The organism is Microbispora oryzae, from assembly GCF_017896165.1.
Taxonomy (GTDB): domain Bacteria; phylum Actinomycetota; class Actinomycetes; order Streptosporangiales; family Streptosporangiaceae; genus Microbispora; species Microbispora oryzae.
The window spans coordinates 172,720-195,248 of record NZ_JAFCNB010000006.1; the positions used below are offsets into that span (position 1 = coordinate 172,720).

Annotated in this window: 33 protein-coding genes; 3 read left to right on the forward strand and 30 right to left on the reverse strand. The window is 69.3% G+C overall.

Annotated elements, in window-relative coordinates:
* Positions 1 to 18: 18 nt before the first annotated feature.
* Entirely contained in the window at positions 19 to 462 is a 444-nt protein-coding gene (gene rplM, locus JOL79_RS13555) for a 50S ribosomal protein L13 (protein ID WP_210156132.1), read from the reverse strand.
* 346 nt (positions 463 to 808) lie between these two features.
* Here rplM and JOL79_RS13560 point away from each other — a divergent pair, with 346 nt between their 5' ends.
* The 3 genes from JOL79_RS13560 (at position 809) to JOL79_RS13570 (ending at position 5,938) form a co-directional block, all read left to right on the forward strand.
* Positions 809 to 1,531, forward strand: coding sequence for a CAP domain-containing protein (locus JOL79_RS13560; protein ID WP_210156133.1), 723 nt, complete (start codon positions 809 to 811; stop codon positions 1,529 to 1,531).
* Positions 1,532 to 1,572: 41 nt separating this feature from the next.
* Positions 1,573 to 2,877, forward strand: coding sequence for a hypothetical protein (locus JOL79_RS13565; RefSeq protein WP_210156134.1), 1,305 nt, complete (start codon positions 1,573 to 1,575; stop codon positions 2,875 to 2,877).
* A 118-nt stretch (positions 2,878 to 2,995) separates the two neighbouring features.
* Complete coding sequence (locus JOL79_RS13570) at positions 2,996 to 5,938, forward strand: hypothetical protein (protein WP_210156135.1); 2,943 nt, start codon at positions 2,996 to 2,998, stop codon at positions 5,936 to 5,938.
* Here the strand turns inward: JOL79_RS13570 and truA are convergent.
* From truA to rplB, 29 genes are all read right to left on the reverse strand, one after another.
* Positions 5,928 to 6,809 carry a tRNA pseudouridine(38-40) synthase TruA gene (gene truA / locus JOL79_RS13575; RefSeq protein WP_210156136.1) on the reverse strand — a complete coding sequence of 294 codons (882 nt, stop codon included), beginning with the start codon at positions 6,807 to 6,809 and terminating at the stop codon, positions 5,928 to 5,930. The genes JOL79_RS13570 and truA overlap by 11 nt on opposite strands.
* 109 nt (positions 6,810 to 6,918) lie before the next feature.
* The gene (rplQ, locus tag JOL79_RS13580) at positions 6,919 to 7,461 is read right to left on the reverse strand and encodes a 50S ribosomal protein L17 (protein ID WP_210156137.1); all 543 of its coding nucleotides are present in this window, start codon (positions 7,459 to 7,461) and stop codon (positions 6,919 to 6,921) included.
* A 147-nt stretch (positions 7,462 to 7,608) separates the two neighbouring features.
* Positions 7,609 to 8,625 (reverse strand): DNA-directed RNA polymerase subunit alpha, encoded by a 1,017-nt coding sequence (locus tag JOL79_RS13585; protein ID WP_210156138.1) that lies wholly within the window; start codon positions 8,623 to 8,625, stop codon positions 7,609 to 7,611.
* A 161-nt stretch (positions 8,626 to 8,786) separates the two neighbouring features.
* Entirely contained in the window at positions 8,787 to 9,413 is a 627-nt protein-coding gene (gene rpsD / locus JOL79_RS13590; RefSeq protein ID WP_210156139.1) for a 30S ribosomal protein S4, read from the reverse strand.
* A gap of 19 nt (positions 9,414 to 9,432) precedes the next feature.
* Positions 9,433 to 9,837, reverse strand: a complete 405-nt coding sequence (gene rpsK, locus JOL79_RS13595) for a 30S ribosomal protein S11 (RefSeq protein ID WP_012887860.1) — start codon at positions 9,835 to 9,837, stop codon at positions 9,433 to 9,435.
* Between the two features lie 35 nt (positions 9,838 to 9,872).
* On the reverse strand, positions 9,873 to 10,253 hold the full coding sequence (gene rpsM, locus JOL79_RS13600) for a 30S ribosomal protein S13 (RefSeq protein WP_210156140.1): 381 nt from the start codon (positions 10,251 to 10,253) through the stop codon (positions 9,873 to 9,875).
* 275 nt (positions 10,254 to 10,528) lie between these two features.
* Positions 10,529 to 10,645, reverse strand: coding sequence for a 50S ribosomal protein L36 (gene rpmJ / locus JOL79_RS13605; protein WP_210156141.1), 117 nt, complete (start codon positions 10,643 to 10,645; stop codon positions 10,529 to 10,531).
* A gap of 48 nt (positions 10,646 to 10,693) precedes the next feature.
* Entirely contained in the window at positions 10,694 to 10,915 is a 222-nt protein-coding gene (infA, locus tag JOL79_RS13610; protein WP_012887858.1) for a translation initiation factor IF-1, read from the reverse strand.
* 238 nt (positions 10,916 to 11,153) lie between these two features.
* Positions 11,154 to 11,594 (reverse strand): DUF1707 SHOCT-like domain-containing protein, encoded by a 441-nt coding sequence (locus JOL79_RS13615; RefSeq protein WP_210156142.1) that lies wholly within the window; start codon positions 11,592 to 11,594, stop codon positions 11,154 to 11,156.
* 67 nt (positions 11,595 to 11,661) lie between these two features.
* Complete coding sequence (map, locus tag JOL79_RS13620) at positions 11,662 to 12,510, reverse strand: type I methionyl aminopeptidase (RefSeq protein WP_210156143.1); 849 nt, start codon at positions 12,508 to 12,510, stop codon at positions 11,662 to 11,664.
* Between the two features lie 114 nt (positions 12,511 to 12,624).
* On the reverse strand, positions 12,625 to 13,278 hold the full coding sequence (locus tag JOL79_RS13625) for an adenylate kinase (protein ID WP_210156144.1): 654 nt from the start codon (positions 13,276 to 13,278) through the stop codon (positions 12,625 to 12,627).
* Entirely contained in the window at positions 13,278 to 14,585 is a 1,308-nt protein-coding gene (gene secY / locus JOL79_RS13630; protein WP_210156145.1) for a preprotein translocase subunit SecY, read from the reverse strand. Before secY ends, JOL79_RS13625 begins: the two co-directional genes overlap by 1 nt.
* A 181-nt stretch (positions 14,586 to 14,766) precedes the next feature.
* Positions 14,767 to 15,222: a 50S ribosomal protein L15 gene (rplO, locus tag JOL79_RS13635; RefSeq protein ID WP_210156146.1), complete on the reverse strand. Its 456-nt coding sequence runs from the start codon at positions 15,220 to 15,222 to the stop codon at positions 14,767 to 14,769.
* A 2-nt stretch (positions 15,223 to 15,224) separates the two neighbouring features.
* On the reverse strand, positions 15,225 to 15,407 hold the full coding sequence (gene rpmD, locus JOL79_RS13640) for a 50S ribosomal protein L30 (protein ID WP_210156147.1): 183 nt from the start codon (positions 15,405 to 15,407) through the stop codon (positions 15,225 to 15,227).
* Between the two features lie 3 nt (positions 15,408 to 15,410).
* Positions 15,411 to 16,043 (reverse strand): 30S ribosomal protein S5, encoded by a 633-nt coding sequence (gene rpsE / locus JOL79_RS13645; RefSeq protein WP_210156148.1) that lies wholly within the window; start codon positions 16,041 to 16,043, stop codon positions 15,411 to 15,413.
* Positions 16,044 to 16,080: 37 nt separating this feature from the next.
* Complete coding sequence (gene rplR / locus JOL79_RS13650) at positions 16,081 to 16,464, reverse strand: 50S ribosomal protein L18 (RefSeq protein WP_210156149.1); 384 nt, start codon at positions 16,462 to 16,464, stop codon at positions 16,081 to 16,083.
* 2 nt (positions 16,465 to 16,466) lie between these two features.
* Positions 16,467 to 17,009 (reverse strand): 50S ribosomal protein L6, encoded by a 543-nt coding sequence (gene rplF / locus JOL79_RS13655; protein WP_210156150.1) that lies wholly within the window; start codon positions 17,007 to 17,009, stop codon positions 16,467 to 16,469.
* Between the two features lie 19 nt (positions 17,010 to 17,028).
* Positions 17,029 to 17,427 (reverse strand): 30S ribosomal protein S8, encoded by a 399-nt coding sequence (gene rpsH / locus JOL79_RS13660; RefSeq protein ID WP_210156151.1) that lies wholly within the window; start codon positions 17,425 to 17,427, stop codon positions 17,029 to 17,031.
* A gap of 139 nt (positions 17,428 to 17,566) precedes the next feature.
* Positions 17,567 to 17,752 carry a type Z 30S ribosomal protein S14 gene (locus JOL79_RS13665; protein WP_210156152.1) on the reverse strand — a complete coding sequence of 62 codons (186 nt, stop codon included), beginning with the start codon at positions 17,750 to 17,752 and terminating at the stop codon, positions 17,567 to 17,569.
* A 2-nt stretch (positions 17,753 to 17,754) separates the two neighbouring features.
* On the reverse strand, positions 17,755 to 18,330 hold the full coding sequence (rplE, locus tag JOL79_RS13670) for a 50S ribosomal protein L5 (RefSeq protein ID WP_210156153.1): 576 nt from the start codon (positions 18,328 to 18,330) through the stop codon (positions 17,755 to 17,757).
* The gene (gene rplX / locus JOL79_RS13675; protein ID WP_210156350.1) at positions 18,330 to 18,635 is read right to left on the reverse strand and encodes a 50S ribosomal protein L24; all 306 of its coding nucleotides are present in this window, start codon (positions 18,633 to 18,635) and stop codon (positions 18,330 to 18,332) included. Before rplX ends, rplE begins: the two co-directional genes overlap by 1 nt.
* 8 nt (positions 18,636 to 18,643) lie before the next feature.
* Positions 18,644 to 19,012, reverse strand: a complete 369-nt coding sequence (gene rplN / locus JOL79_RS13680) for a 50S ribosomal protein L14 (protein ID WP_055482781.1) — start codon at positions 19,010 to 19,012, stop codon at positions 18,644 to 18,646.
* 188 nt (positions 19,013 to 19,200) lie between these two features.
* On the reverse strand, positions 19,201 to 19,503 hold the full coding sequence (rpsQ, locus tag JOL79_RS13685) for a 30S ribosomal protein S17 (RefSeq protein ID WP_210156154.1): 303 nt from the start codon (positions 19,501 to 19,503) through the stop codon (positions 19,201 to 19,203).
* Positions 19,496 to 19,732: a 50S ribosomal protein L29 gene (gene rpmC / locus JOL79_RS13690; RefSeq protein ID WP_210156155.1), complete on the reverse strand. Its 237-nt coding sequence runs from the start codon at positions 19,730 to 19,732 to the stop codon at positions 19,496 to 19,498. Before rpmC ends, rpsQ begins: the two co-directional genes overlap by 8 nt.
* A complete protein-coding gene (gene rplP, locus JOL79_RS13695) occupies positions 19,732 to 20,151 on the reverse strand; it encodes a 50S ribosomal protein L16 (RefSeq protein ID WP_030508327.1) in 420 nt (139 codons plus the stop codon). The genes rpmC and rplP overlap by 1 nt, the downstream gene beginning before the upstream one ends.
* 2 nt (positions 20,152 to 20,153) lie before the next feature.
* Positions 20,154 to 21,008: a 30S ribosomal protein S3 gene (gene rpsC, locus JOL79_RS13700; RefSeq protein ID WP_210156156.1), complete on the reverse strand. Its 855-nt coding sequence runs from the start codon at positions 21,006 to 21,008 to the stop codon at positions 20,154 to 20,156.
* Complete coding sequence (gene rplV / locus JOL79_RS13705; RefSeq protein WP_036328517.1) at positions 21,008 to 21,361, reverse strand: 50S ribosomal protein L22; 354 nt, start codon at positions 21,359 to 21,361, stop codon at positions 21,008 to 21,010. Before rplV ends, rpsC begins: the two co-directional genes overlap by 1 nt.
* A gap of 32 nt (positions 21,362 to 21,393) precedes the next feature.
* Positions 21,394 to 21,672 (reverse strand): 30S ribosomal protein S19, encoded by a 279-nt coding sequence (gene rpsS / locus JOL79_RS13710; RefSeq protein WP_068896536.1) that lies wholly within the window; start codon positions 21,670 to 21,672, stop codon positions 21,394 to 21,396.
* Positions 21,673 to 21,683: 11 nt separating this feature from the next.
* The gene (gene rplB / locus JOL79_RS13715; RefSeq protein WP_210156157.1) at positions 21,684 to 22,520 is read right to left on the reverse strand and encodes a 50S ribosomal protein L2; all 837 of its coding nucleotides are present in this window, start codon (positions 22,518 to 22,520) and stop codon (positions 21,684 to 21,686) included.
* Between the last annotated feature and the right edge of the window lie 9 nt (positions 22,521 to 22,529).

A 22,529-nucleotide genomic window follows, 5' to 3' on the forward strand; every position in this document is an offset into this window, starting at 1 on the left:
AACTTTCCTGGCTCGCGATTACTGGGCGATCTGGCTGATCTCGAAGGGCACCGGCTGCTGGGCCTTGTGCGGGTGCTCGGCCCCGGCGTAGACCTTGAGCTTCTTGGCCATCTTCCGGCCCAGGGAGTTCTTGGGAAGCATGCCGCGGACGGCCTTCTCGACGGCCCGGTCCGGACGCTTCTCCATGAGCTCGCCGTAGCTGACGGACCGCAGACCACCCGGGTAGCCGGAGTGGCGGTACGCCTTCTTCTGCTCCAGCTTGTTGCCGGTCAGGGCCACCTTGTCGGCGTTGACCACGATGACGAAGTCGCCCGTGTCGACGTGCGGGGCGAAGATCGGCTTGTGCTTGCCACGCAGCAGGGTGGCCACCTGACTGGCCAGCCGGCCGAGCACGACGTCGGTCGCGTCGATGACGTACCACTGACGCTCGACATCGTTGGGCTTCGGTGAGAACGTGCGCACGGCAGTGCCTTCTGTCGGAATGTGAACTCTCGGTAGGTTGCGCGGGCACGGCGACAACCTCCGTCTCCACATGTACGGGAGAAGACGCCGGACGCGCCGTGCACCGGTCTACGAACAGACCGGTCCACACACAACGAACCAGCAGACTACCGGCCCATCACGGCCTGGTCAAAGCGACCCGTCGGTGGCGGTCACCAAACCAGACATACGTCTCAGTTGAACGCTCATCAAATTCCTCCCCGTACGCCCCTTCTTCCCCATGCCTCATATCCCTATATTTGACTGCGGTATGTGGCAGGCCCCTCACACCCGGCACACCCCTCGGATACCCCGTCGCGGGACCCGGATGGGGCTGCTCGCATGCATCGCCTCCGTCCTGCTCATTGGGGTGGTGATCGGCAGGCTCACCGCCACCGCGAGTGAGCCCGACGAGCTCTACCTGCGCAATTCGCAGCCCTCGCCGAGCGCCCGCGCCAAGGCGGCCCTCGCCGAAGCCCGGCGGGAGCGTCCGCCTCTCGAACACGTCCAGCGCTTCGGCACCCCGGCCACCCCGGAAGTCACCTCGTCACCCCGCAGGCGGAGAAATCCGTCCACCATGATCGACGGCTCGGGCGGCGGCTCTTCGTACACGACGCTCAACCCGGGGACGGCCGAGCAGGGCGACGCGGGCCCGGGCCTGCCGGGTTCCTTCGCCGGGATGGAGGCGGAGGTCGTACGGCTCGTCAACGAACAGCGGGCGTCGAGCGGGTGCCGGCCGCTGCGGATCGACTCCCGCCTGGTCCGGTCCGCCCGGGTACACGCCACGGAGATGGCGGTCAGCGGGCAGTTCACCCACACCTCCCCGGGCGGGACCACCCCCTGGCAGCGGATGGCGGCGGCGGGATACGCCGACAGTGGCGCCGAGACCATCGCGCGGGGCTACGAGACCGCGATAGAGGTCGTCCGAGGCTGGATGGCCGGGCCCCGCGACCGCGCCACGCTGCTCAACTGCCGCCTGGTCGCGACGGGAGTGGGAGTGTCCACGGGCGTCGACGGACTGTGGTGGACCGAGGACTTCGGTTATTCCTGACCCTTCCTCTTGTGTCCCGATCGCCGACTAATCTCGGGGCCATGGGTTACCCCGGCGACCAGCGGCCGCCTCTCCAGCCGCGACCGTCCTCCGACCGGCCCCAGTGGCACACCCCGCCCCCGTACGAGGCCGCGGACGACCCCGCCGTCGCGTATGGCTCGTGGAACGACCAGACGGCTCCCCGGACCGCCGGCGGCGATCCCTCGTACGGCGCCGAGCAGCCTCCCCACGGCTCGCCCTCCCACCCGGACCGGCCGCCCTACGGTGAGCCCCCCTACCGCGGTGAGGCCCCGTTCGGCTCCCCATACGGCGACTCTCAGTACGGGGACTCTCAATATGGCGGCTCCCCGTACGGCGCCGCCCCCCAGGGCGTCGGCAGGTCACCCTACGGCGACGCCCCGCAGGGCGGCGACCAGCAGTACACCGGGCCCCAGCAGTACGCCCCGCAGCAGTACACCGGGCCACAGCAGACACCGCAGCAGGCACCGCGACAGGGGCCTGTGCACGAGGCGCCGGCCGGCGGAGCGGGCGACGACGACCGGGGCGGGCCGTGGGCCGGGCCGACGCCGAGCCGTAAGCCGCCGGCTCCGGCCGCGGCGGAGCCGGAGTGGGATCCGTACGCGGTGCCCATCTGGCGTCGGCCGATCGCGCTGATCGGGGGGCTGATCCTGCTCGTCGGGGCGCTCTTCCTCGGTCTGTGGGTGGCGGCGAAGAACCAGCCGCCGCCGCAGGCCCAGCCTCCCGCGCCGAAGCCGTCGTCCACCCAGCCGGTCCCGGCCGGCGCCGCGGGGCGGTACGGATACGCCGCGTCCCGCGCCACGGACAAGGAGCCCCTGTCGGCCGCGGAGCTGTTCGGCAAGAAGAAGGTCGTCAACCACGGCCGGTCCTACCTGCGCACCGCCTGGCGCAAGGAGAAGACCTGCGCCGACGGCGTCACCGGCCCGACCATCACCAAGGCCCTGAAGACCGCGGGGTGCAACCAGCTCCTCCGCGCGAGCTACCGGGACGCCAAGGGGAAGGTCATCGGCACCGTGGGCGTCGCCAACCTCAAGACGTCAAGCGGCGCCAAGAAGGTCGCCGCGGCGGGCGGCGGCGGCGAGCGGAAGGACTATCTCAAGCCCCTGCCCGGCAAGGACGACGTCTCCAAACACCTCGGCAGCGGCGAGGCCTACGCCGGCGGCTGGACCCACGGGCACTACGCCGTGCTCCTGTGGTTCCAGTTCCAGGACGGGCACAAGCCGAGCAAGTCGGATCTTAAGCGGCTGTACCAGACGGCGGTCGACATCACCGACGCGACTGTTTTCCCTGCCTTCGACACCCGATCTCTGACGGGCGGCCACGGCTGACAATTCGTGATGCGCAGGCGTTTCGCGAGCTTGCACCGAGTATGCCGGGGGTCTGCCACGGCAACGGAAACGCCCATGGGGGCACGCCGATCGCATGGTCGCGGATACGCTTCGGGCTATGCGTGGCAAGGATTCCGGTTCCGAGCAGGAACGCGAAAGGGCGGAGACCCGTGAAGGCTCCGGCGCCGACGGCTCGGTGACGCCTCCTCTGCCGCCGCCGAGTTTCGGGCAGAGTTCCGGCATGCCGCCCGAGGATCTGGAGGCCACCGGGCGGTTCCGCGCCGTGCCCCCGGCCGCCACCCCCTCGCCGTACGGCGGAGCGGGGCGCGACGCCACGACCGCGCACGTTCCCGGCCAACCGGGGCCCGGCGGGCAGCCCGCCCCGGCGTACGAGGGCGGGGGCGGCCCGTGGCCCGCGCAGCCCGTCCCGCGGCCGTACGGCGGCGCCGCGTGGCCGCCCGGCCCGTCCGCCGACCCCGGCACCGGAGTCGCGTGGCAGCCCCCCACGCCCGACCCTGGCACGGGCGTCGCGTGGCAACCCCCCGCACCCGACCCCGGGACGGGGGTGGCCTGGCCCCACGCCCCCGGGCCCGATTTCGGACCCGGTGCGGGCACCGCATGGCCTGGGCCTTCCCAACCCGACCCCGCCGCTGGCACGGCATGGCCGGCGCCCACCCAGCCCGACCCCGGTTCGGGCACCGCATGGCCGCAGCCCCCGGCATCCGGCCAGGCTCCTCCGCCGCCCGCCTACACCGGCCCGGCCCCGGGGGCCGAGGACACCCCGCCACCGGCCGTCGAGCCGATCGAGCCCCGCCCCTGGGTGCCCCCGGTTCAGGCCGCTCCGGAAACCTCCTGGCAGACGCCCGCCGGTCCGCCGCCCAGGCATCTCGGCGAGCCCGGTCCGCCTCCGTACCGGCCCGGCTCCTACGACCCCGGGTCGGGGCAGTGGCCTCCGGCGCCGGCCGCCGGTGCCTGGCCCGGCCCCGAGGCCCCGGGCCGGCACGGGATGGCGCCGAACGGTGATCCGGCGCCGCCGTGGTCGGCACCCGCGCCACCCGCGCCCCCATGGGCCGCGCCACCCGCGCCACCCGCGCCGGACGGGCCGCACATGCCTCCCGCGCCGCACATGCCATCGGCGCCGGACGCCACCGCTCCCGCCCGCTTCGTCAACTGGTCCGCCACGGCCGCGCCTGGGGCGCCCGCGATGCCTCCGGACTCTCCGATGTCGCCCGTGCCTTCCGTGCCCCCGGGCGCGGAGGCGGCTCCCCCGAACGCCCAGCCGCCTCTGGAGCCCGGTGACCGGTTTGTCTGGCCGCCACGCCTGCCCGGCGAGGACGAGTCTCCGGACCGCCCTCCCGCGGTCGGCTCCTCATGGCCTCCGCCCGCCGCGTACGCCAGGGACGGCGACGCGCCGGGCGACCCGGCGGCCGCGCTCGGTCCGGCTCCCACCGGCGGCGTCGCCGCGCCGGACGGCGGTGAGACCGCCGGGTCCGCCACGTACGGCCCGGACGCCGAGGGCGGCGCCATGGGTGCGACGGGCCGCGCCGAGGGCAGGCACGCCCTCACCCCACCCGAGACGCGGCCTGAGACACAGCCCGAGACACGGCCTGAGACGCTCTCCGAGGCACCATCGGCGGCGTACTCGGATGCGCTGCCCCGGGCCGGCTCCGAGACAGCGCCCGTGACAGCGCCCGAAGCGTTCTCCCACGGCCGCTCCGACCCCATGCTCGCCGCGACCCCGCCCGAAGGGCTGCCGCTCCCCGGCGGCCACCCGGCCTCCTCCCTCGATCAGTTCCCGTCGCCCGACCTGCCCGGCGCGGCGCCGGCCTTCGACACGACCCCCACCGCCACGTACGGGACCGGACCGGCTCCTTCCGGTGCTCCCGGCCAGATCGAGCACCCCGCCGGGCCGGCGACCCCGCAGTCCGTAGCGCCGCAGTCACCAGAGCCACAGTCCCCAGAGCGACAGTCCGCAGAGCAACAGTCCGCAGAGCAACAGTCCATGGACCCGCACTCTGTGCATCCGCCAACCGTGAACCCGCCATCGCCGGACGCGCCGGTCCAGGACGGCCCTGTCGCGTGGCCGGTCTCGCCCGACACCCCTGCAGGACAGATGCCCCCCAACTCCCCAGCGGCCGGTTCCGCGTCGCCCACGACGCAGAGGTCCGGCTCCACTCCATTCGCGTTCACGCCCGTGACCCCGGCCAGGGCCGGTCGGCCGTCCCCGCCGAGCGGGATCGACGTCACGCCCCAGGGCGACACGACGGCCCAGCTCCCGAGCCCCTCCGGATCGTCCGCCGCCCTCCCGGTGCCGCTCCGTGTGGAGCGGCCGGCGGCTGGGGGCGGCGCGGGTGGGGGCACCGTGCGGCGCGTGCTGCTGGCGGTCTGCTCGGTGATCGTCGTGGCGGCCATCGGCACCGCGGCCTACTACGCCTACTCGGAAGACCCCGACCAGACCGCCTCCAACGGGACCTCGGCGGCCGGCGGCGGCGCGCCCGCCCCGGCGGGGCCGCAGGCCAGCGTGCCGCCGTCCACCGTGCTCGACTCCGAGCGGACCGACCCCAGAAAGATGACACCCGCCGAGGCGTTCCCCGAGACGAAGGTCACCGTGGCCGGGCGGACGTACCGCCGCGTCAAGGTCGAGGTCGTCGGCTCCTGCGGGAAGTCGGCGACGGGGGCCTTCGCGGGGGCGCTCGACCAGCAGCAGTGCCGCCAGGTGCTGCGGGCCACCTACGTGGACGGCAAACACGACTACGCCGTCACCACGGGCATCGCCGTCATGCCGACGAAGCAGGCCGCCCTCACGGTCGACCGGGCCAAGGACCTCGCCGGCAACGTGTGGTTCCGCGGCATGAACGCCCCCAAGTCGACCGGCGCCGACCGGGTGGCGATCTCCGGCGGATACGCGGCCGGCATGGTGTGGGGGCGTTACATCGTCTTCAGCTACGCGACCTACGCCGACGGGCACACCCCCGAGGCGAAGGACAAGAGCCTCGCCCCGATCAGCGGCGGCTTCCGCGACCAGACGGCCAAGGTCATCGAGAAGCGCGTCAAGAAGTGAGCGTGCGCACCCGGCGCGTCAGCTCGGCGCGCCGGGCCAGCTCGTCCGGGGCCGGGTAGCGCACCTCCTCAAGCGTCAGGCCGTGCGCGGGCGCGACGTTCACCCCGGGATCCCGTACGGCTCCCGCGAGCACCTCCCCCGGCCACTCCGGCGGCCGTCTGCCCTCGCCGACGCTCAGCAGGGAACCCACCAGCGCCCGGACCATCGAATGGCAGAACGCGTCGGCCACCACGGTGGCGAGGACGATCCCGTCGTCTCCCCTGACCCAGTCGAGCCGGTGCAGCTCCCGGATGGTGGTCGCGCCCTCACGCCTGCGGCAGAACGCGGCGAAGTCGTGTTCGCCCAGGAGCCGGGTGGACGCCTCGTTGAGCAGGCCGACGTCGAGCGGCCGGGCATACCAGAGCACCTCCCGGCGCCGCAGCGGGTCGACCCCGCCCGGTGCGTCGCAGACGCGGTAGCCGTACCTGCGCGACAGCGCGGAGAAGCGCGCGTCGAAGCCCTCGGGAGCCACCCGGACGGTGTGCACCCGGACGTCGGGGGGCAGCATGCCCGCGAGGCGTCGCGTGAGCGTGGCGAGCCACTCGGCCCCCTGAAGCTCCAGATCGTCCCCCGGGGTCGCCCCGCGAGTCGTCCCCGCGGCGGCGAGCGAGGCGAGCGGGACGTCCACATGAGCGACCTGGCCCCGGGCGTGGACCCCGGCGTCCGTGCGGCCAGCGACCGTCAGCCTGGGCGGAGGATCGAGCCGCAGCACCCGGCCGAGGACGTCCTCCAGCTCCCCCTGGACGGTCCGCAGCCCTGGCTGACGCGCCCACCCGGAGAACTCGGTGCCGTCGTAGCCCAGATCGAGCCTCAGACGTACGTCTCGGTCCACGACCTTCCTCCCGTACGGCGTGCCGCCACGACGACACCCCGGTGAAGCGAAAGAGCGGGCCCGGCATCCCCGCAGGGGAGCTGGACCCGCTCGCCGATCCTGGTTTGGATCAGGCCTCGTCCTTCTTCTCGCCGTCCGCGGCCTCCGGGGCCTCCGGGGCCTCGGCGACGGTCTCCTCGGCGGCGGCCTCGGCCTGGGCCGGAGCCTCGGTGCTCTCCGCCGTCTCCTCGTCGGAGGCGGCCGGAGTCGCCGGGGTGGCGGCCGGAGCCGTACGCGCGACGCGGACCGGGTTCAGCTGCTCGGTGACCAGCTCGATGACCGCCATCGGAGCGTTGTCGCCCTTGCGGGGGCCGACCTTGGTGATCCGGGTGTAGCCGCCCGGACGCTCCGCGAAGCTCGGCGCGATCTCGGTGAAGAGGTGGTGCACGACGCTCTTGTCGCGGACGATGGTCAGCACCTGGCGACGGTTGTGGATGTCGCCCTTCTTCGCCTTCGTGATCAGCTTCTCCGCCAGCGGGCGCAGCCGCTTGGCCTTGGCCTCGGTGGTGCGGATCCGGCCGTTCTCGAACAGGTCGGTGGCCAGGTTCGCCAGGATCAGCCGCTCGTGAGCCGGGCTGCCGCCGAGACGGGGGCCCTTGGTGGGCTTGGGCATCTTGATGCTCCTCGTGGATAACCCGCCCCGGCCGTGTCAGGTACCGGAGTCGGGCCGACCGGCGCACCGGTCGTGGACTGTCGTCGCCGCCTCACGCCCGGGAGCGTGAGGCGGCTGATGTGGCGGTGCTCAGTACTGCGGCGATGCTCAGTACTGCTCGGTCTCGATGAAGCCGCCGTCCTCGTCGTCGTATCCGCCGCCGGCGACCGCGGTGGGGTCGAATCCGGGCGGGGAGTCCTTGAGGGCGAGGCTCATCTCGTGCAGCTTCTGCTTGACCTCTTCGATCGACTTGGCGCCGAAGTTGCGGATGTCCAGCAGGTCCTGCTCGCTGCGGGCCACGAGCTCACCCACGGTGTGGATGCCCTCGCGCTTGAGGCAGTTGTAGGAGCGGACGGTGAGGTTGAGCTCCTCGATCGGCAGCGCCAGGTCGGCGGCGAGCGCCGCGTCCGTCGGCGACGGGCCGATGTCGATGCCCTCGGCCTCGACGTTGAGCTCACGGGCGAGCCCGAACAGCTCGACGAGGGTCTTGCCGGCCGAGGCCACCGCGTCGCGGGGCTTCATGGACGGCTTGGTCTCGACGTCGAGGATCAGACGGTCGAAGTCCGTGCGCTGCTCGACACGGGTCGCCTCGACCTTGTACGTGACCTTGAGAACCGGGGAGTAGATGGAGTCGATCGGAATCCGGCCGATCTCCTGGCCCGGCTGCTTGTTCTGCGCCGCGGAGACGTACCCGCGACCGCGCTCGACGGTCAGCTCCATTTCGAGCTTCGCCTTGCCGTTCAGCGTGGCGATGTGCAGGTCGGGGTTGTGCACCTCGACACCGGCCGGCGGCGCGATGTCGGCGGCGGTCACCTCACCCGGGCCCTGCTTGCGCAGGTACATGACCACCGGCTCGTCGTGCTCGGAGGACACGACCAGCGACTTGAGGTTGAGGATGATGTCGGTGACGTCTTCCTTGACCCCGGGCACGGTCGAGAACTCGTGGAGCACACCCTCGATGCGGATGCTGGTGACGGCCGCCCCCGGAATGGAGGACAGCAGCGTGCGCCGCACGGAGTTGCCGATGGTGTAGCCGAAGCCCGGCTCCAGCGGCTCGATGATGAACCGGGACCGGTGCTCCTCGAGCTGCTCCTCCTGGAGGCTCGGGCGCTGGGCGATGAGCATTGATCACTCCTGAGTCCGGGACGGCCGCCGCCGGATGCGACGGGACCGGCCCTCGGTTACGGCGGCGCCCGCTATTTGACGCCGCTCGCCTACAACCATGATGCCGTACGCCCGGTACCTGACCGGTCGTACGGCGTCATGACGTGGTCGCGAGGCTCTACTTACTTGGAGTAGAGCTCGACGATGAGCTGCTCCTGGACCAGCGTGTCGATCTGCTGGCGAACCGGGAGCTGGTGCACGAGGACGCGCAGGTTGTCCGCCGAGGCGCCGAGCCACGCGGGCACGGTCTTGTCACCGGCGGTGGCCCGGGCCACCTCGTACGGCAGGAGGTTGCGCGACTTCTCGCGGACCTCGATGATGTCGTGCTCGCGCACCCGGTACGACGGGATGTCGACCTTCTTGCCGTTCACCAGGAAGTGGCCGTGGCGCACCTGCTGGCGGGCGGCGTCGCGCGACTCCGCGAAACCGGCGCGGTAGACCACGTTGTCGAGACGGCTCTCCAGGATCTGGAGGAGGTTCTCGCCGGTCTTGCCGGTCTTGCGGTTGGCTTCCTCGTAGTAGTTGTGGAACTGCTTCTCGAGGACGCCGTAGATCCGGCGGGTCTTCTGCTTCTCCCGGAGCTGGAGCTGGTACTCCGACTCCTTGGGACGGCCGCGGCCGTGCTCACCCGGCGGGTACGGACGGATCTCGATGGGGCACTTGGCGGACTCGCACTTCTTGCCCTTGAGGAAGAGCTTGGTCTTCTCACGACGGCAGAGCTTGCAGTCCGGACCCGTGTAACGAGCCATTTCCTTCTATCTCCTGAGCTCAGACGCGACGGCGCTTGGGCGGACGGCAGCCGTTGTGCGGGACCGGGGTCACGTCCTGGATGGACCCGACCTCAAGACCGGTCGCCTGCAGGGAACGGATGGCGGTCTCACGGCCGGAGCCGGGACCCTTGACGAAGACGTCGACCTTGCGCATGCCGTGCTCCATGGCGCGGCGAGCGGCGTTCTCGGCGGCCATCTGCGCGGCGAACGGGGTGGACTTACGGGAGCCCTTGAACCCGACGTGGCCGGCGCTGGCCCAGGAGATCACGTTCCCGCTGGGGTCCGTGATCGAGACGATCGTGTTGTTGAACGTGCTCTTGATGTGGGCGTGCCCATGAGCGACGTTCTTCTTTTCCTTGCGGCGCACCTTCTTAGGCGCGCCCTGGCGGCTCTTCGGCGGCATTTAAGCGCTATCTCCAGGAATGTGGCTGCTAAGGACTACTTCTTGCCCGGCTTCTTCTTGCCGGCCACGGTCTTCTTCTTGCCCTTGCGGGTGCGCGCGTTCGTCTGCGTCCGCTGACCGTGGACAGGCAGCCCCTTGCGGTGCCGGATGCCCTGGTAGCAGCCGATCTCGATCTTGCGGCGGATGTCGGCCTGAACCTCGCGGCGGAGGTCACCCTCGATCTTGTAGTTCGCCTCGATGTAGTCACGCATCGGCACGAGCTCAGCGTCGGTGAGCTGGTGGACGCGCAGGTCGGGGCTCACGCCCGTCGCATCGAGGATCTCCTTGGCCCGGGTGCGGCCGATTCCGAAAATGTAGGTGAGAGCGATCTCCAGCCGCTTGTCGCGGGGGAGGTCGACGCCAACCAGGCGAGCCATGGCGGGCATTCTCCTTCGTTGTGGCGGAGGTCTCGCGCCTCACTCCCCTCCCCATGCCCGGGGCGAGGGCCCCGGCCTCCGACCGGGGGTCTCCCGCGTGGTTCGGTCTCCTGGGAGACCGCCTTCGCCGGTGTGAGACACCGTTTCGTTGTCCGGCCACAGCCGGCGGGAACCATGCGGCCCCGCGGCCTCGGCCGGCGGTCCTCGTTCCCGGTCGCCCGCCGTATCACGGCGGGCCCTCCGGGCCGCGGACCCCTACCAGGGATCTGTCGTCCCTAGCCCTGACGCTGCTTGTGGCGCAGGTTGGTGCTGCAGATCACCATGACGCGACCGTGCCGGCGAATCACCTTGCAGTTGTCGCAGATCTTCTTGACGCTCGGCTTGACCTTCATAGTCCTTATTCGTTCCGCATACAGTCCACCCCGCGGCACGGGGTGGGCCTACTTGTACCGGTAGACGATCCGCCCGCGACTCAGGTCGTAGGGGCTCAGTTCCACGACCACCCTGTCATCGGGAAGGATCCGGATGTAGTGCATCCGCATCCGCCCGCTGATATGGGCGAGCACCTTATGGCCGTTGTCGAGCTGCACCCGGAACATGGCGTTCGGGAGCGACTCGACCACAGTGCCCTCTATCTCGATGGCGCCGTCTTTCTTGGCCATGACCCTCGCGTTTCACTGATCGGTCGTCTGAGGCTTCGGAACACTAAGCAGCCGCGACCTTCGGGCGCTTCCAGAGAGCGGCGGTCTGCCCGACCGCCTACGCGCAAAAGGTCATAGTGAACCGACAAAGGAGTGTACGCCAACCCGCCCCGAATTGCGAAACGGCGGCAGAGGCCGCGGGCACACCCTGAGGACAGGTTACCCTCCGGGCCGCGCGCGTGCCGGAAACGGCGGGCGATCAGCTGGGGCGCCGCTGGTCCCGTGTGTTGCCGAAGATCGTGCTCATCAGCAGGATGACGCCCCACGGGCCCATCACCCACAGCGGCCACGGATAGACGAGTTCGCCCGAGGTGACCATCACGATGAGCCAGATCACCCAGTTGATGCCGCTGGCCATCGCCCACGCCCCCCAGGCGGCCTTCAGCGATTTCTCGCCCTTGGTCCCCTTGCGCGGGGAGGCGGACGGCGTCGCCGTCGCGGGCAGGGTGTGCAGGTCGATCTCGGGGAGGTCGGAGGTGACCCTCGCCAGCTCGCCGTACGTCCGGCTCTGGTAGGTCTGCTCCAGCCGCTCCTGGAACTCGTCGACGTCGAGCCTGCCCTGGGCCATATGCTCCCGCAGGGCGGCGGCGACCCGATCTCTGTCGCCGTCGGATGCCCGCATCTCCGGCGCTGCCGCCATCACCATCTCCTGCTGTCGCGCGATACGACCATTATGGGGCACCGTAACGCGCCGCGGGCGGGAGTGATCAACCGTTGCCGGCCGCGGCCGGATCGCCCCCCACGGCCTCGCCGGACAGTTCCCTCAGCCGGAACGCCCCGCCGTCGAGCGCGGTCAGCACGATCGGTCCGCCGTCCGTGACCGCGACGCTGTGCTCGAAGTGCGCGGACGGCTTGCCGTCCAGGGTGACGACCGTCCAGTCGTCGGCGAGCACCTTGGTCCGCGCGGTGCCGAGGTTGACCATCGGCTCGATCGCGAAGCACATCCCCGCCTCGAAGCGAGGCCCACGACCGGGCTTGCCGTGGTTGGCCACCCACGGGTCCATGTGCATCTGGGTGCCGATGCCGTGCCCGCCGTACTCCGGGGGGATGCCGTAACGGCCCTGAGAGCGGACGTACTTCTCGACCTGGTGGCCGATGTCGGAGAGGTAACCCCCGACCTTCAGCGCGGCGATGCCACGCCACATGGCCTCTTCCGTGACCCGCATCAGCTCGGTCAGCCGCGGCTCGACCTCACCCACGGCGACCGTGATCGCCGAGTCGCCGTGCCAGCCGTCGAGGATCGCGCCGCAGTCGATGGAGATGATGTCGCCCTCGCGCAGCTTCCTGCGGTCGCCGGGGATGCCGTGGACGACCTCGTCGTTCACGGAGGCGCAGATCGTGGCGGGGAAGCCCTGGTAGCCCTTGAACGAGGGGATGGCGCCCTCGGCCCGGATGGCCTCCTCAGCGATGGCGTCGAGGTCGAGGGGCGTGATGCCGGGCCGTACCGACGACCGCAGCAGCTCAAGGGTGCGGCCCACGACGAGACCGGCGGCCCGCATGCTGTCCAGCTGCTCGGCCGTCTTGACCTGGATCCCGTGCTTGTTCTTCTTGAACACGTTTGCACCCCCTTGCGGGATTGTCCCATACAAGCCTGAACGCCACCCCATGAGACGGAGTGGCGTCCAAGGCGTCGGTAACGATTCAGCCGGATCGCGACATCCGGCCCATGATCACTCGGCGAACCGTCGCAACGCGGCCATCGCCCGCTGGGTGACCTCCTCGACCGGACCGGTCGCGTCGACTCCCTGCACGATGCCCTCGTCGGCGTAGAAGGAGATCAGCGGCGCGGTCTGCTCCTGGTAGACCTCCAGGCGGTGCCTGATGGTCTCCTCGCGGTCGTCGTCGCGCTGGAACAGCTCGCCGCCGCAGGCGTCGCAGACCCCTTCCACGGCGGGCGGATCGAACAGCACGTGCCACACCTTGCCGCAGGAGCGGCAGGTACGGCGGCCCGCCAGCCGCCGGACGACCTCGTCGTCGTCGACCACCAGGTTGAGGACGACGTCGAGGGAGGTGCCGAACTCGGCCAGCATCTTCTTCAGGACCTCGGCCTGCGGCACGTTGCGCGGGAAGCCGTCGAGGAGGAACCCCTCCTGCGCGTCATCGTGCGACAACCTGTCCCGGACCATGGCGACCGTCACCTCGTCGGGGACCAGGTCGCCGCGGTCCATGTACTCCTTGGCAAGCTTGCCGAGCTCCGTGCCGCCCGAGACGTTGGCACGGAAGATGTCGCCTGTCGAGATTTTCGGGATCGACAGGTGCGAAGCGATGAACTGGGCCTGCGTCCCCTTACCCGCTCCGGGGGGCCCGACCAGGACGACGCGCACTATCTCAGGAAGCCCTCGTAGTTGCGCTGCTGCAGCTGGCTCTCGATCTGCTTGACCGTGTCCAGACCAACACCAACCATGATCAGAATGCTGGTCCCTCCGAACGGGAAGTTCTGGCTCGCTCCGGCCACCGCCAGCGCGATGATCGGGATCAGCGAGATGACTCCCAGATACGGAGCGCCGGCGGCGGTGAGCCGCGTGAGCACGAAGTTCAGGTACTCGGCGGTCGGCCGGCCCGGACGGATGCCCGGGATGAACCCACCGTACTTCTTCATGTTGTCGGCCACTTCAACGGGGTTGAAGGTGATGGACACGTAGAAGTACGTGAAGAAGATGATGAGGAGGAAGAAGGTGGCCATGTAGACCGGGTGGTCGCCGCGCACCAGGTTCTGCGCCAGCCACTCCACCACCACGTTCGACTGCTGGTTGGCCCCGAACAGGGTCACCACCAGCTGGGGCAGGTAGAGGAGCGACGAGGCGAAGATGACCGGGATGATGCCCGCGGTGTTCACCTTCATCGGGATGTAGGTCGAGGTGCCGCCGTACATCCGGCGGCCCACCATCCGCTTGGCGTACTGGACGGGGATGCGGCGCTGGGCCTGCTCGATGAAGACGACGACCGCGATCATCACGATGCCGACGATCATCACGACGACGAACTTGAACGGGCTCAGCCGGTAGATGCTCAGCAGCTCGGACGGGAAGACCGCGATCACCTGAGTGAAGATCAGGATCGACATGCCGTTGCCGACGCCGCGGTCGGTCACGAGCTCACCCAGCCACATGATCACGGCGGTGCCTGCGGTCATCGTGACGACCATCGTGACCAGCGGGAAGATGTCCTGGCTCAGCAGGATCTGCTCCTTGCAGCTCGGGAAGAGCTGACCGCTGCGGGCCAGAGCCACGAACGCCGTCGACTGCAGGATGGCGAGACCGATGGTCAGGTACCGCGTGTACTGCGTGATCCTCGCGGTGCCCGCCTGGCCCTCCTTCTTCAGGGCCTCCAGGCGGGGAATCACCACCGTCAGCAGCTGCAGGATGATGCTCGCCGTGATGTACGGCATGATTCCGAGCGCGAACACTGAAAGTTTCAGAAGCGCGCCGCCACTGAAGAGCTGAACCATCCCGTAGATGTTGCCGGCGTCGCCGGACTGGGCCTGGTCCAGACAGAGGCGGACGTTCGCGGCGTTGACGCCGGGGGTGGGAAGCACCGAGCCCAGCCGGAACAGCGCGATGATGCCCAAGGTGAAGAGCAGCTTCTTGCGCAGGTCCGGCGTCCGGAATGCCCGGGTAATCGCGGTTAGCACGGTCCCTCCTGCGCGCCAGTGACGCGGTGACGGTCGGTGACGGCCTGGAAGGCGTCCCACGACATGACTTGTTGCCAATGAGCTAGTCGGGCCGCGAAGCGAGCCCGCTGCCCAGCGAACTCTAACGCACTACGGGCGCGGAGGCTCATAACGAACCTCCGCGCCTCGCGCAGCATCATGCCTACAGCTCGGAAACCGAGCCGCCGGCCGCGGCGATCTTCTCCTTGGCGGACGCCGAGAAGGCGTGCGCCTGCACGTTGACCGCCACAGAGATCTCACCGGTACCCAGCACCTTGACGAGCTGGTTCTTGCGGACCGCACCCCGGGCGACGAGCTCGTCGACCGTGACGGCGCCACCCTCGGGGAAGAACTCCCCGATCCGGTCCAGGTTGACGACCTGGTAGGTCGTCTTGAACAGCGCGTTCGAGAAGCCCTTCAGCTTCGGCAGCCGCCGCTGGAGCGGAATCTGGCCGCCCTCGAAGCCCGGCATCACGTTGTTGCGAGCCTTGGTGCCCTTGGTGCCCCGACCGGCCGTCTTGCCCTTGGAGCCCTCGCCGCGGCCCTTGCGGACCTTGGCCTTGTTGGCGCCGGGGGCGGGACGGAGGTCGTGCAGCTTGAGCGGAGCGTTCTCAGTCATGACTAGTCGACCTCTTCAACAACGACGAGGTGCGTCACCACGGCGACCATGCCACGGATCTCGGGGCGGTCCTCCTTGACGACGACGTCGCCGATTCGCTTCAGGCCCAGCGAGCGCAGCGAGTCACGCTGGTTCTGCTTGCCACCGATCTTCGATCGGACCTGGGTGATCTTGAGACGAGCCATCGGCTAGCTCACCGCCTTCGCCGCGGCCGCGGCCTCAGCGAGGCCCTCAGCGCGGGCCTTGAGCATCGCCTTGGGGGCGACGTCCTCGATCGGGAGGCCACGGCGGGCGGCGATCTCCTCGGGCCTGCTGAGGCCCTTCAGAGCCGCCACGGTGGCGTGCACGATGTTGATCGGGTTGTCCGAGCCGAGCGACTTCGACAGCACGTCGTGGATGCCGGCGCACTCCAGCACCGCGCGCACCGGGCCACCCGCGATGACACCGGTACCGGCCGAGGCCGGACGCAGCAGCACGACGCCCGCGGCGTCCTCGCCCTGCACGGTGTGCGGAATCGTGCCCTGGATGCGCGGCACCTTGAAGAAGTGCTTCTTGGCCTCCTCGACGCCCTTGGCGATCGCCGCGGGCACCTCCTTGGCCTTGCCGTATCCGACGCCGACGAGGCCGTTGCCGTCGCCGACGATGACCAGCGCGGTGAAGCTGAAGCGCCGGCCACCCTTCACGACCTTGGCCACTCGGTTGATCTTCACGACGCGCTCGATGTACGAGACGCCCTTGTCTGCGGCGCCACCGCGGCGATCGTCACGACGGTCACGCCGCTCGCCACCGCCGCCTGCACCGCGACGCGGAGCTGCAGCCATCAGTGGTTCCTCTTCTCATTGCTCGTAGGACGGGCCATCAGAAATCCAGCCCGCCTTCACGGGCGCTGTCCGCGAGGGCGGCCAGCCGCCCCGCGTAGCGGTTACCGCCACGGTCGAACACGACGGCGGTGATCCCGGCGCTCTTGGCCCGCTGAGCGAGGAGCTCGCCGACCTTCTTCGCCTTGTCCGTCTTGTCGCCCTCGGCGCCGCGGAGCGCGGTGTCCATCGTCGACGCGCTCACCAGCGTGTGGCCCTTGGTGTCGTCGACGATCTGGACGAACAGGTGCCGAGTGGAGCGGTTGACGACCAGACGCGGCCGCTCGGCCGTACCGAAGACGTTCTTGCGGACGCGGTTGTGCCGACGGGCCCGCGAGACCGTGCGGGCGGCCGTGTGCTTGCCGAACGCAGTCCTGCCAGCCATGACTACTTACCAGCCTTTCCGACCTTGCGGCGGACAACCTCGCCCTGGTAGCGCACGCCCTTGCCCTTGTACGGGTCGGGCTTGCGCAACTTGCGGATGTTCGCGGCGACCTCGCCGACCTTCTGCTTGTCGATGCCGTCCACGTGGAACAGGGTCGGCCGCTCGACGCGGAAGCTGATGCCCTCCGGCGCGTCCACGATGACCGGGTGGCTGAAGCCCAGCGAGAACTCCAGCTGCGTCGGGCCCTTGGCCGCGACGCGGTAACCCACGCCGACGATCTCCAGCGTCTTCGTGTAGCCCTGCGTGACGCCGGCCACCATGTTGGCGATCAGCGTGCGGGACAGGCCGTGCAGCGCCCGGACCTTGTTCTCGTCGTTCGGGCGGGAGACGGCGATGGTGCCGTCCTCGCCCCGCGAGACCTCGATCGGGTCGGCGACGGTGTGAGTGAGCGTGCCCTTCGGCCCCTTGACCTGAACGTTCCGGCCATCGATGGCGATGTCGACACCCGCAGGTACGGGGATGGGCAGCCGTCCGATTCGTGACATGCTGTGGTTCCTCCCCTCGTTACCAGACGTAGGCGAGGACTTCCCCGCCCACTCCACGCTTGCCTGCCTGCCTGTCCGTCATCAGGCCGCTGGACGTCGAGATGATCGCGACGCCCAGGCCTCCCAGGACCCGGGGCAGGTTGTCCTTCTGCGCGTAGACCCGCAGACCGGGCTTGGACACCCGGCGCAGGCCCGCGATCGCACGCTCGCGGCTGGGCCCGAACTTGAGCTCCACCACGAGGTTCTTGCCGACCTTGGCGTCCTCGACGTTCCAGGCCTGGATGTAACCCTCCTGCTGGAGGATCTCCGCGATGTGGGCCTTGAGCTTCGAGTAGGGCATGCTCACGGTGTCGTGATAGGCCGAGTTCGCGTTACGCAGACGCGTCAGCATGTCTGCGATCGGGTCGGTCATCGTCATGGCCGGTGGCCTTCCTCACCGCGGTTTCCGCTCGTTCGATTCGTGTCTCCGACACGCGGCGGACCTGCGGTGTGGTCGTGGGCGCCGTCACGGCGCCCGGTTGATATGACTTCTTGGTGCGGCCGGTTCGCCCGGGGGCTTACCAGCTCGACTTGGTGATGCCGGGCAGCTCGCCCCGGTGCGCCATCTCGCGGAAGCACACCCGGCAGAGCCCGAACTTGCGGTAGACAGCGCGCGGACGGCCGCAACGCGAACAACGAGTGTACGCCCGGACCTCGAACTTCTGCTTGCGCGCTGCCTTGACCCTCAGCGACGTCTTCGCCATGATCAGGCCTCCTTGAAGGGGAAGCCGAGGAGCTTCAGCAGCGCCCGGCCCTCGTCGTCGTTCTTCGCGGTGGTCACGACCGTGATGTCCATGCCCCGCTGCCGGTCGACCTTGTCCTGGTCGACCTCGTGGAACATGACCTGCTCGGTCAGGCCGAAGGTGTAGTTGCCGTTGCCGTCGAACTGCTTCGGCGACAGGCCACGGAAGTCGCGGATACGCGGCAGCGCCAGGGACAGCAGACGGTCGAGGAACTCCCACATGCGGTCGCCGCGCAGCGTCACGTGCGCGCCGATCGGCATGCCCTCGCGGAGCTTGAACTGCGCGATGGACTTGCGGGCGCGGGCGACGGCCGGCTTCTGACCGGTGATGGCCGTGAGGTCGCGGACGGCGCCCTCGATCAGCTTGGAGTCACGGGCCGCCTCGCCGACACCCATGTTCACCTTGATCTTGGTGATCGTGGGCACCAGCATGATGTTCTCGATGCCGAGTTCCTCGCGCAGCTTCGCGATGATCTCCTCGCGGTAGCGCTGCTTGAGGCGCGGAACGGGGCGCGCGGTCTCAGTCGTCGTGGCGGTCATCAGTCGTCCTCACCCGTCGCCTCGGCGTCGCTCTTCGCGGCGGCCTTCTTCTCGGGCTTCGCATCCTTCTCGCCATCCTTGAGCTTCTTGACGTTGCTCACGTGGATGGGAGCCTCCATGGTCTGCACGCCGCCTTCCTTGGCGCCGCGCGGACCCTGGTTGGTCACCTTCGAGTGCTTCTTGATCATGTTGACGCCCTCGACCACCACGCGCTCCTCGCGGGGGAAAGCGGCGATGATCCGGCCCTTGGCGCCCTTGTCCTTGCCGGCGATGACCTGAACCAGGTCACCCTTCTTCACGTGCAGCTTCGGCATCACAGCACCTCCGGCGCGAGCGAGATGATGCGCATGAACTTCTTGTCGCGCAGTTCACGGCCCACCGGGCCGAAGATGCGGGTGCCCCGAGGGTCACCGCTGTCCTTGATGATGACCGCGGCGTTCTCGTCGAAGCGGATGTAGGAGCCGTCGGGGCGGCGGCGCTCCTTGACGGTGCGCACCACGACAGCCTTGACAACGTCGCCTTTTTTCACGCCTCCGCCGGGAATGGCGTCCTTCACCGTCGCAACGATGATGTCGCCGATCCCCGCGTAGCGCCGACCCGAGCCGCCGAGCACCCGGATGCAGAGGATTTCCTTCGCACCCGTGTTGTCGGCGACCTTGAGCCGCGACTCCTGCTGGATCACGTCTACTCCTGTTTGTCGTGCCGGTTCTCACCGTCGCGGTGAGCCTGGCCGAACCCGATGTGGTCTTTTTCCCTCGGTCACAGCCGTACGACCGTCACCGCGGGCGGACGGGCCGCCGAGCGGTTCCGTCCCTTGGACACCGTCATGGGGGGTGGTCTCCCACCCCCCACGAGGCGCGTCTGGTTGTGTTACTTGGCCTTCTCGAGGATCTCCACGACCCGCCAGCGCTTGGTGGCCGACAGGGGCCGGGTCTCCATCAGCAGAACCCGGTCGCCGATGCCGCAGGAGTTCTGCTCGTCGTGCGCCTTGTACTTGGTCGTCCGGCGGATGACCTTGCCGTAGAGGGGGTGCTTGACGCGGTCCTCGACGGCGACGACGACGGTCTTGTCCATCTTGTCGCTGACGACGAGGCCCTCACGGGTCTTGCGGTAGTTCCGCTGCGCGGCCGGCGTGGCCTCGGCGGTTTCGGTGGACTCAGTTGTCTCAGCCATCGCTCGGCTCCTTCTCGACCGTGACGATGCCCAGCTCGCGCTCGCGCATCACGGTGTAGATACGGGCGATCTCGCGGCGGACGGCACGCAGCCGACCGTGGCTCTCCAACTGCCCCGTCGCCGACTGGAAGCGGAGGTTGAACAGCTCCTCCTTCGCCTCCTTGAGCTTCTGGACGAGGACGTCCTGGTCCTCGATACGCAGCTCCGCGGCGGTCAGACCCTTAGCCATCACGCCTCACCCACTTCACGCTTGACAAAACGGCACTTCATGGGGAGCTTGTGCATCGCGCGGCGCATGGCCTCACGGGCCACGGGCTCGGCGACGCCGGACAGCTCGAACATGACTCGGCCGGGCTTCACATTGGCGATCCACCACTCCGGAGAACCCTTACCGGAACCCATGCGGGTCTCGGCCGGCTTCTTGGTCAGAGGGCGGTCAGGGAAGATGTTGATCCAGACCTTTCCGCCACGGCGGATGTGCCGGGTCATGGCGATACGCGCGGCCTCGATCTGGCGGTTGGTCACATAAGAGTGCTCAAGCGCCTGGATGCCGAACTCGCCGAACACGACCCGGGTACCGCCCTTGGCGGCTCCGCTGCGGTCGGGCCGGTGCTGCTTGCGGTGCTTGACCCTGCGCGGGATCAGCATGGTCAGCTCCCTTCAGCACCCGGCTGCTCCGCCGGGCCCGTCTCGGGGGCGGCCTGCGCGGCCGCCTCAGTCCTGGGTGCGCGGTCGCCACGGCCTCCGGCCCCGCCGCCACGGCGGGGACGGTCGCCGCCGCCACGACGCGGACGGTCGCCCGCGCCACCGCGGCGGTCGTCGCGCTCACGACGCTGGCTCGCCCGGGCGCCGGCCGCAGCGGCCTCGCGCTCCTGGCGGCTCGTGGGAGCCTCGCCCTTGTAGATCCACACCTTCACGCCGATACGGCCGAAGGTGGTGCGGGCCTCGTAGAACCCGAAGTCGATGTCCGCGCGGAGGGTGTGCAGGGGCACGCGGCCCTCGCGGTAGAACTCCGAGCGGGACATCTCCGCGCCGCCGAGACGACCCGAGCACTGGACCCGGATGCCCTTGGCGCCGCTCTTCATGGCGGACTGCATGGCCTTCCGCATGGCCCGGCGGAACGAGACGCGGCTGGACAGCTGCTCGGCCACGCCCTGCGCGACGAGCTGCGCGTCGATCTCGGGGTTCTTCACCTCGAGGATGTTCAGCTGGACCTGCTTCTTGGTCAGCTTCTCCAGGTCGCCGCGGATGCGGTCGGCCTCGGCGCCGCGGCGGCCGATGACGATGCCCGGCCGGGCGGTGTGGATGTCGACCTGGACGCGGTCGGTCGTACGCTCGATCTCGACCTTGGAGATGCCGGCCCGCTCCATGCCCTTCTGCAGCATGCGGCGGATCGCCACGTCCTCGGCGACGTACGACTTGTACAGCTTGTCGGCGTACCACCGGCTCTTGAAGTCGGTCGTGATGCCGAGGCGGAACCCGTGCGGGTTAACCTTCTGGCCCACTAGCGGGTCCTTCCCTTCGGCTCGCGGGACTCCACGATCACGGTGATGTGGCTCGTCCGCTTGTTGATCCGATAGGCGCGACCCTGGGCACGCGGGCGGAACCGCTTCAGGGTCGGACCCTCGTCCACCCACGCACGGCTCACGAAGAGCGTGTCCCGGTCGAGCTTGAAGTTGTGCTCCGCGTTCGCGATCGCGCTCGAGAGCACCTTGTAGACGGTCTCGCTCGCCGACTGGGGAGCGAACTGCAGCACGGCCTGCGCCTCCGAAGCGGGCAGCCCGCGAATGAGGTCCACCACGCGGCGGGCCTTCCGGGGCGTGTGGCGCGCGTACCGCGCCTGTGCCCTGGCTTCCATCGCTGTCTCCTCTGATGCTTACTAGAAGGCGCTTACCGCCGGCTGCGGCGGTCTTCCTTGACGTGGCTGCGGAAGGTCCGCGTGGGCGCGAACTCACCGAGCTTGTGGCCGATCATGGCCTCGGTGACGAACACGGGAACGTGCTTGCGGCCGTCGTGCACGGCGATCGTGTGACCGATCATGTCCGGCACGATCATGGAGCGCCGCGACCACGTCTTGATGACGTTCTTGGTGCCCTTCTCGTTCTGGGCGTCCACCTTCTTCTGAAGGTGATCGTCCACGAAGGGACCCTTCTTAAGACTACGTGGCATGTCGGCTGCTCCTACCGCTTCTTCCTCTTGCTCCGACGACGGATGATCAGCCGGTCGCTGGGCTTGTTGGGCTGACGGGTACGGCCCTCGGGCTTGCCCTTGGGGTTCACCGGGTGGCGACCGCCGGAGGTCTTGCCCTCACCACCACCGTGCGGGTGGTCGACCGGGTTCATGGCGACACCGCGGACCGTGGGGCGCTTGCCCTTCCAGCGGTTACGGCCGGCCTTACCGATGTTGATGTTGGCCTGCTCGGTGTTGCCGACCTGGCCCACCGTCGCCCGGCAGCGCACGTCGACCTGGCGCATTTCGCCCGAGGGCATACGCAGCGTGGCGTAGGTGCCCTCCTTGGCCAGCAGCTGGATCTGCGCACCGGCGCTGCGACCCAGCTTCGCGCCGCCACCCGGACGCAGCTCCACCGCGTGGATGAAGGTACCGGTCGGGATGTTGCGCAGCGGCAGGCAGTTGCCCGGCTTGATGTCCGCCGCGGGGCCGTTCTCGACGCGGTCCCCCTGCTTGAGGCCGACCGGGGCGATGATGTACCGCTTCTCGCCGTCGGCGTAGTGGAGCAGCGCGATGCGGGAGGTCCGGTTCGGGTCGTACTCGATGTGCGCGACCTTGGCCGGGATCCCGTCCTTGTCGTGGCGGCGGAAGTCGATGATCCGGTAGGCGCGCTTGTGCCCGCCTCCCTGGTGCCGGGCGGTCACCCGGCCGTGCACGTTACGTCCGCCCTTGCTGTGCAGGGGGGCAAGCAGCGACTTCTCCGGAGTGCTGCGCGTGATCTCGGCGAAGTCCGAGACGCTCGCGCCGCGACGACCCGGAGTCGTCGGCTTGTATTTACGGATGCCCATCTCTTTCGT

What these genes read in the sequence shown, in the direction of transcription:
- rplE (WP_210156153.1), bottom strand. Translation starts at nt 18,330, where the DNA reads ATGACCGCCACGACGACTGAGACCGCGCGCCCCGTTCCGCGCCTCAAG.
- rplP (WP_030508327.1), bottom strand. Translation starts at nt 20,151, where the DNA reads ATGCTGATCCCGCGCAGGGTCAAGCACCGCAAGCAGCACCGGCCCGAC.
- rplQ (WP_210156137.1), bottom strand. Translation starts at nt 7,461, where the DNA reads ATGCCCAAGCCCACCAAGGGCCCCCGTCTCGGCGGCAGCCCGGCTCAC.
- rplR (WP_210156149.1), bottom strand. Translation starts at nt 16,464, where the DNA reads ATGGCTGGCAGGACTGCGTTCGGCAAGCACACGGCCGCCCGCACGGTC.
- rpsD (WP_210156139.1), bottom strand. Translation starts at nt 9,413, where the DNA reads ATGGCTCGTTACACGGGTCCGGACTGCAAGCTCTGCCGTCGTGAGAAG.
- rpmD (WP_210156147.1), bottom strand. Translation starts at nt 15,407, where the DNA reads ATGGCTCGTCTCAAGATCACCCAGGTCCGATCGAAGATCGGTGGCAAG.
- rpsK (WP_012887860.1), bottom strand. Translation starts at nt 9,837, where the DNA reads ATGCCGCCGAAGAGCCGCCAGGGCGCGCCTAAGAAGGTGCGCCGCAAG.
- rpmC (WP_210156155.1), bottom strand. Translation starts at nt 19,732, where the DNA reads ATGGCTAAGGGTCTGACCGCCGCGGAGCTGCGTATCGAGGACCAGGAC.
- rplV (WP_036328517.1), bottom strand. Translation starts at nt 21,361, where the DNA reads ATGGAAGCCAGGGCACAGGCGCGGTACGCGCGCCACACGCCCCGGAAG.
- rpsM (WP_210156140.1), bottom strand. Translation starts at nt 10,253, where the DNA reads ATGGCTCGCCTGGTTGGCGTCGACCTCCCCCGCGACAAGCGGCTGGAG.
- rpsH (WP_210156151.1), bottom strand. Translation starts at nt 17,427, where the DNA reads ATGACGATGACCGACCCGATCGCAGACATGCTGACGCGTCTGCGTAAC.
- infA (WP_012887858.1), bottom strand. Translation starts at nt 10,915, where the DNA reads ATGGCCAAGAAAGACGGCGCCATCGAGATAGAGGGCACTGTGGTCGAG.
- rplB (WP_210156157.1), bottom strand. Translation starts at nt 22,520, where the DNA reads ATGGGCATCCGTAAATACAAGCCGACGACTCCGGGTCGTCGCGGCGCG.
- JOL79_RS13615 (WP_210156142.1), bottom strand. Translation starts at nt 11,594, where the DNA reads ATGGCGGCAGCGCCGGAGATGCGGGCATCCGACGGCGACAGAGATCGG.
- rpmJ (WP_210156141.1), bottom strand. Translation starts at nt 10,645, where the DNA reads ATGAAGGTCAAGCCGAGCGTCAAGAAGATCTGCGACAACTGCAAGGTG.
- JOL79_RS13585 (WP_210156138.1), bottom strand. Translation starts at nt 8,625, where the DNA reads ATGCTCATCGCCCAGCGCCCGAGCCTCCAGGAGGAGCAGCTCGAGGAG.
- JOL79_RS13570 (WP_210156135.1), top strand. Translation starts at nt 2,996, where the DNA reads ATGCGTGGCAAGGATTCCGGTTCCGAGCAGGAACGCGAAAGGGCGGAG.
- JOL79_RS13665 (WP_210156152.1), bottom strand. Translation starts at nt 17,752, where the DNA reads ATGGCGAAGACGTCGCTGAGGGTCAAGGCAGCGCGCAAGCAGAAGTTC.
- JOL79_RS13560 (WP_210156133.1), top strand. Translation starts at nt 809, where the DNA reads ATGGGGCTGCTCGCATGCATCGCCTCCGTCCTGCTCATTGGGGTGGTG.
- JOL79_RS13565 (WP_210156134.1), top strand. Translation starts at nt 1,573, where the DNA reads ATGGGTTACCCCGGCGACCAGCGGCCGCCTCTCCAGCCGCGACCGTCC.
- rpsQ (WP_210156154.1), bottom strand. Translation starts at nt 19,503, where the DNA reads ATGGCTGAGACAACTGAGTCCACCGAAACCGCCGAGGCCACGCCGGCC.
- rpsS (WP_068896536.1), bottom strand. Translation starts at nt 21,672, where the DNA reads ATGCCACGTAGTCTTAAGAAGGGTCCCTTCGTGGACGATCACCTTCAG.
- rplO (WP_210156146.1), bottom strand. Translation starts at nt 15,222, where the DNA reads ATGACTGAGAACGCTCCGCTCAAGCTGCACGACCTCCGTCCCGCCCCC.
- rplF (WP_210156150.1), bottom strand. Translation starts at nt 17,009, where the DNA reads ATGTCACGAATCGGACGGCTGCCCATCCCCGTACCTGCGGGTGTCGAC.
- rpsE (WP_210156148.1), bottom strand. Translation starts at nt 16,043, where the DNA reads ATGGCTGCAGCTCCGCGTCGCGGTGCAGGCGGCGGTGGCGAGCGGCGT.